The sequence below is a fragment of the Thermus sp. genome, assembly GCF_040290245.1.
GTDB lineage: Bacteria > Deinococcota > Deinococci > Deinococcales > Thermaceae > Thermus_A.
The window spans coordinates 1-6080 of the sequence record NZ_PSMQ01000053.1 but is presented as its reverse complement, the minus strand read 5'-3'; the positions used below and the strand labels follow the sequence as shown (position 1 = coordinate 6080).

Below are 6080 nucleotides of genomic sequence, written 5' to 3'. Positions count from 1 at the left end.
GAGGCGGGCCAGCCCCCACCTCTTCACGAGTTCGCGGTCCTGGGGGTGGACGAAGTCCCAAACCAGTCTATTCTGAACTTCTTCCGGCGTATACCCGGTAAGGGCCAGGACCGTATCGTTGACGAATCTCAACCGTTCGTCCTGCCAAAGAACGATGAGGGCGGGGGCGGTGGCTGTCAGGGTACGAAAAAGCCCCTCCGACTCCCTAAGGGTCCTTTCCGCCCGGACCCTTTCCGTTACGTCCAGGGCTACCACCAGCACGGCGGGCCTCCCCTGGTATCCCAGAGTGTGGGAGTGGACCTCCACCAGGATCTCCCGGCCGTCTTTCAGGCGGTGCACCCAGGGGCCTGAACGCTTGAGAGTGGGGCGTGGGTCTCGTAGGTTTTCCAGAAGCCTCTCCCTCTCCCCTTCCGGCCGGATGTCCAAGATCGTCATGGAGAGGAACTCCTCCCGGGTGTACCCGTAGGCCTGGGTTGCCGTCTCGTTCACCTCCAGAAACCGCAGGGTCTCCAGGTCGTACACCCACATGGGTAGGGGGTGGGCCTGGAAGAGGAAGTGAAAGGCCTCCTCCCTTGCCACCTCCTGGGTCACGTCGTAGGCGTAGACCGTGAGGTTGCCTTGCGGATCGAACGCCGAAAGGTCGGCCTCGGGGGTGTAGACCATGGTGTTCCGGAACCAGGACCAATCCCTTTTCGCTCCGTGCTGGAAGCGATAGGTGACCGCCTGCGCCTGACCGGGGTTCCGGTAGGCCGCAAGGAGGCTGGCCTCTACCCTTGGACGGTCCTCGGGATGAAGGTGGTCAAAGAAAAAAGCCGGGTCGTTTAGAAACGCCTCCGGCGGATACCCGAAGACCTCCTTCACCTGGGGGGCCAGGTAGACCAGCTGGCCGGAAAGCACGGCCTTTTCGTCCGCTCCGGGGGGGATCTGGATCTGGTAGACCGCGCCAGGCAGCGATTCCAAAACGCCCTTTAGAAGGGCCCGCTCCGCCTCGAGCCGCTCTTTAAGCTCGCTTTCTTCCGTCTCATCCCGGACGTTCAAAACGATGCCCCGGACGACGGGGTCCTGAAGGAGGTTCCGGCCCCAGACCCGGACCCGCCGCACCCGGCCCCAGGCATCCAGGATGCGGCCCTGGTAGACCCGGGTCACCCCGGGGTGCCGGATAAGGTCCTCCAAGGCCGCCTCGGCATAGGCCCGGTCCTCGGGGTGGATGAAGTCCAAAACCCGGATAACCGCCCGTTTGTGGTCTTGGGGGTCGTACCCCAGAACCCGGGCCACGTTTGGACTCGCAAAGCGTATGCCTCCCTCTTCGTCGATGACGTAGGTGATATCGGAGGCATTTTCCACCAGGGCGCGGAAGAGCTCTCCGGAATACCCGAAAGGGCCCACCTCGTAGACGGGTATCCCGGGAAGGTGCTCCTTCAAAAGGGCAAGAAGGCCTTCCCGGTCGTTGGGCCAGGTGTGGACAAGGACCAGATCGAACGGAGGGGTCTCCCCTGAGGTTAGGGTCTCTTGAAGGGCCTCGAGGGTGGAAACCGAGACAACCTCCTTCGGATCTCCTACAATCCAGAGGATTCGGGGCACGAAACCAGTTTACAACACCATGAGGTGCGGAGGTTGCCAGTTAAGTGAAAACTTTCACGATTAAAACGCAAGTTAAAAACATCTCCGCCAGCAATCGACCACGAAGCCACCGCCCCGCCCAAAGCCGGCCAAGCCCTACATCCCGCTAACCCCTCCCACGCCTGAGCCCAGCCAGGCCTTCCAAAGCGCTAGGGGCATCTAAAGCGTCAGGAAACCGGGGACATTCCGCCCCCCACCCGGGTCTTTTCGCCAAAACGACGCCCAAACAGCGGCAGATTGACGGAAAAGCGAAAGCGCTGATAAGCTAAGGCTGACCCCGATAGGGGAAAGGAGGAAGTATGAGAAAGTGGCTCCTGTGGTTGGGGGTGGCCCTGGGCTTGCCTGCCCTGGCCCAGACAGGGAAACTGGAGATCTTCTCCTGGTGGGCGGGAGATGAGGGGCCGGCCCTCGAGGCCCTAATCAAGCTCTATAAGCAGAAGTACCCGAACGTGGAGGTCATCAACGCCACCGTGACCGGGGGGGCAGGGGTGAACGCCAAGGCCGTCTTGAAAACCCGAATGCTGGGGGGAGACCCCCCGGACACCTTCCAGGTCCACGCAGGCCAGGAACTCATCGGAACCTGGGTGGTGGCCGACCGGATGGAGGACCTTTCCGGACTTTTCCGTCAGGAAGGCTGGCTCACCAAGTTCCCAAAAGGACTGATTGACCTCCTTTCCTACAAGGGTGGGGTCTGGAGCGTTCCGGTGAATATCCACCGGTCTAACGTGATGTGGTACATCCCGGAGAATCTGAAGAAATGGGGGGTGGCCCCGCCCAAGACCTGGGATGAGTTCCTCAAAACCTGCCAGGCCTTGAAGCAGAAGGGTCTTGAGGCCCCCCTGGCCTTAGGCGAGAACTGGACCCAGCAGCACCTTTGGGAATCCGTGGCCCTGGGCCTCCTGGGGGCGGAGGGGTGGAACAGCCTCTGGAGCGGAAAACTGAAGTTCAACGACCCCAAGGCTGTCCAGGTCTGGGAGGTCTTCGGCAAGGTGCTGGAGTGTGCCAATAAGGACGCTGCAGGGCTTTCTTGGCAGCAGGCGGTGGACCGGGTGGTTCAGGGCCAGGCCGCCTTCAACATCATGGGTGACTGGGCGGCGGGGTACATGTCCACCACACTGAAACTCAAGCCCGGCGAGGGCTTCGGCTGGGCCCCCTCACCTGGCACGCAAGGTGTCTTCATGATGCTTTCCGATTCCTTTGGGCTTCCTAAAGGGGCGAAGAACAGGCAAAACACCATTAATTGGCTCCGCTTGGTGGGCTCCCTCGAGGGCCAAGACACCTTTAACCCCTTAAAGGGCTCCATCGCGGCCCGGCTGGACTCCGACCCCAGGAAATACAACGCCTACGGTCAGTCAGCCATGAAGGACTGGAAGATGAACCGGATCGTGGGCTCCTTGGTCCACGGGGCCGTGGCTCCAGAAAGCTTCATGAGCCAGTTCGGAACGGTAATGGAAATCTACCTCCAGGGCAAAAACGCCAAGGCGGCGGCCAATGCTGCCCAGGCCATCGCCAGCCAGGTGGGCATCGGCCGGTAGACTAAAGACCTGGGGGGACCTTGGGTCCCCCCTTTTTAGTATGAGAGAACGCTTCCTCGCCTTTTTGGTCCTCCTCCCCTCCCTGGTCCTGGTGGGGATCTTCGTTTATGGGTTCATTGGTCAAACCATCTATGTCTCCCTTACCGACTGGGGCAAGGATCCCAGCCAGGCCCTGGCCTTGAAGCCAACGATCCGCCTCATCGGTCTGGACAACTACAAGGATCTCTTTACAGGCTATGTAGACACCCGCTTCCGCCAGAGCCTGGTCAACAACATCTTTTTCACCTTGTTCTTCATGGCGGGCTCCTTGGGTCTGGGCCTCGCGCTGGCCATTGCCCTGGATCGCTCCCCCAAGGGGGAGGGGTTCTTCCGCACCGTCTTTCTCTTTCCCATGGCCCTCTCCTTCATCGTCACTGGGACGATCTGGCGATGGATGCTCCAGCCTAAAGGGGGAATTAACGTTCTGCCTACCCTGGTCGGCCTTCCACCTCTCTCGTTTCCCTGGCTCACCAGCCGGGACCAGGCCTTCAGGTTTGACTGGAACCACCTGCCCCTCTACACCGCCTTGGTGGTAGGTGGCATCCTGCTTCTTCTGGCCTTTTCCGCCTACAAGGGAGGAGAAGGGAGGCGGGCCTTCTGGGCCTCCTTGAGTGGGGGTCTCCTCGTCTTCTGGGCAGTCTTCCTTGGGCCGAAGGTCCAGCTCCTCCCCTACCCCGAGCCCCACGGGTTCAGCCTGGCCCTCTTGGGGGTGATCCTGGCCGCGGTCTGGCAGATCTCGGGCTACACCATGGCCCTCTACCTCGCGGGGCTTAGGGGCATCCCCGTGGAGCTCCTCGAGGCCGCCCGGGTAGATGGAGCCACCGAGGCCCAGATTTACCGGCGCATCATCCTTCCCTGGCTTGCCCCCATTACCCTCTCTGCAATGATCGTCTTGGGCCACATCAGCCTCAAGATCTTTGACCTCATTTTCGCCATGGCGGGGCTGGACTACTCCCCCACGGACGTGCCCGCCATCTACATGTACCTCTTGGCCTTCAGGGGCAACCAGTTCGCCAAGGGGGCAGCCATCGGGGCAATCCTTCTTTTGCTGGTGGCCCTGGTGGTGGTGCCTTATCTTTATAGGCAGCTGAGGACGGAGGTAAGGCGGTGAAGCCGGAACGGCTTGTGCTTTATGCCTTCCTCCTTCTAGCCACGGCTTTTTTCTTGCTACCCGTCTACTTGGTCCTCTTAACCGCCTTTAAAGAGCCCTCAAAAATCACCCTGGACACGGTGTGGCACCTGCCAAACCCCTGGAATTGGGACAGCTTCCGACAAGCCTGGGAAGCCTTTCGTCCTAAGTTCCAAAACAGCATGATCCTAGCCGTATCGGCCACCCTTCTTTCCGCGTTCCTCGGCTCCATCAATGGGTATGTCTTCGCCAAATGGCCTTTCAAGGGATCAGGCCTTATCTTTGCCCTTCTCCTCTTCGGGATGTTTATCCCCTACCAAAGCATCCTGATCCCGCTCTTCCAGTTCATCAAGTCCGTGGGGCTCTACGGCACCCTGCTGGGGCTTATCCTGGTCCATGTCATCTACGGGATCCCCATCACTACCCTCATCTTCCGCAACTACTACGCGGAGATCCCCGACGAGCTGGTGGAAGCGGCCCGGATAGACGGGGCAGGCTTCTTCGGCATTTACCGGCACATCCTCCTGCCCCTTTCCATCCCGGGGTTCGTGGTGGTGGCCATCTGGCAGTTCACGCAGATCTGGAATGAATTCCTGTTCGCTGTTACCTTGACCCGGCCCGAAAGCCAACCCATCACCGTGGCCCTAGCCCAGCTCGCGGGAGGGGAGGCCGTAAAGTGGAACCTGCCCATGGCGGGGGCTCTGATCGCCGCCTTGCCCACCCTTTTGGTCTACATCTTCCTTGGGCGGTATTTCCTAAGGGGGCTTCTGGCGGGCTCGGTCAAAGGATAGCCGACCCTTGACGGCTCGAGGCGGGCGGGCCTAAGCTCTTACCAAACGGTCGGTAGGACCGGGGAGGAAAAACCATGCCGGAGGCCTGGATCATAGACGCGGTCAGGACACCCATCGGGCGGCACGGGGGGGCCCTCTCCTCCGTCCGGCCGGACGACCTTCTAGCCCATGCCCTGGAGAAGCTGATGGAGCGAAGCGGTGTCCCCAAGGCGGAGGTGGAGGACGTCTACGCGGGGTGCGCCAACCAGGCGGGGGAGGACAACCGGAACGTCGCCCGGATGGCCCTTCTTTTGGCGGGCTTTCCCGTGGAGGTAGGGGGGTGCACGGTCAACCGGCTCTGTGGGAGCGGCCTCGAGGCGGTGGCCCAGGCCGCCCGGGCGATCTGGGCCAGGGAGGGGCAGGTCTACGTGGGAAGCGGGGTGGAGTCCATGTCCCGTGCCCCCTACGCCGTCCCCAAGCCGGAGCGGGGCTTCCCCACCGGGAACCTGGTCATGTACGACACCACCTTGGGCTGGCGGTTCGTGAACCCAAGAATGCAGGCCCTCTACGGCACGGAGAGCATGGGGGAGACGGCGGAGAACCTGGCCGAGCGGTACCGGATCCCCCGCGAGGAGCAGGACCGTTTCGCCCTCCTCTCCCATCAGAAGGCCCTACGGGCCTGGGACGAGGGGCGGTTCAAGGCGGAGGTGGTTCCCGTCCTTGTCCGAAGAGGAAGGGAGGAGGCCCTGGTGGAGGTGGATGAGGGGCCGAGGCGGGACACCTCCTTGGAACGTCTCGCCGCCTTAAAGCCCGTCTTCCGGGAGGGGGGAACGGTCACGGCGGGGAATTCCAGTTCGCTCAACGACGGGGCGGCGGCGGTGCTCCTCGTCTCGGACGAGTACGCCAAGGCCCACGGCCTCCGGCCTTTGGCCCGGGTCCGGTCCGTGGCCGTGGCCGGGGTCCCGCCCAGGATCATGGGCATCGGCC

Annotated in this window: 5 protein-coding genes; 4 read left to right on the top strand and 1 reads right to left on the bottom strand. The window is 62.0% G+C overall.

Annotated features, from left to right (window positions below; translation table 11 throughout):
• On the bottom strand, positions 1–1581 hold a 1581-nt coding region (locus C4301_RS07765; protein WP_352414528.1), incomplete at its 3' end, for a PAS domain-containing protein.
• 338 nt (positions 1582–1919) lie between these two features.
• Between C4301_RS07765 and C4301_RS07760 the strand changes: the two genes are divergently transcribed.
• From C4301_RS07760 to C4301_RS07745, 4 genes are all read left to right on the top strand, one after another.
• On the top strand, positions 1920–3155 hold the full coding sequence (locus C4301_RS07760) for an ABC transporter substrate-binding protein (protein ID WP_352414527.1): 1236 nt from the start codon (positions 1920–1922) through the stop codon (positions 3153–3155).
• A 40-nt stretch (positions 3156–3195) separates the two neighbouring features.
• On the top strand, positions 3196–4305 hold the full coding sequence (locus tag C4301_RS07755; protein ID WP_352414526.1) for a carbohydrate ABC transporter permease: 1110 nt from the start codon (positions 3196–3198) through the stop codon (positions 4303–4305).
• A complete protein-coding gene (locus C4301_RS07750; RefSeq protein WP_352414525.1) occupies positions 4302–5114 on the top strand; it encodes a carbohydrate ABC transporter permease in 813 nt (270 codons plus the stop codon). Before C4301_RS07755 ends, C4301_RS07750 begins: the two co-directional genes overlap by 4 nt.
• Positions 5115–5188: 74 nt before the next feature.
• Positions 5189–6080, top strand: an 892-nt coding sequence (locus C4301_RS07745; protein WP_352414524.1) for a thiolase family protein, incomplete at its 3' end; no start/stop codon positions are given.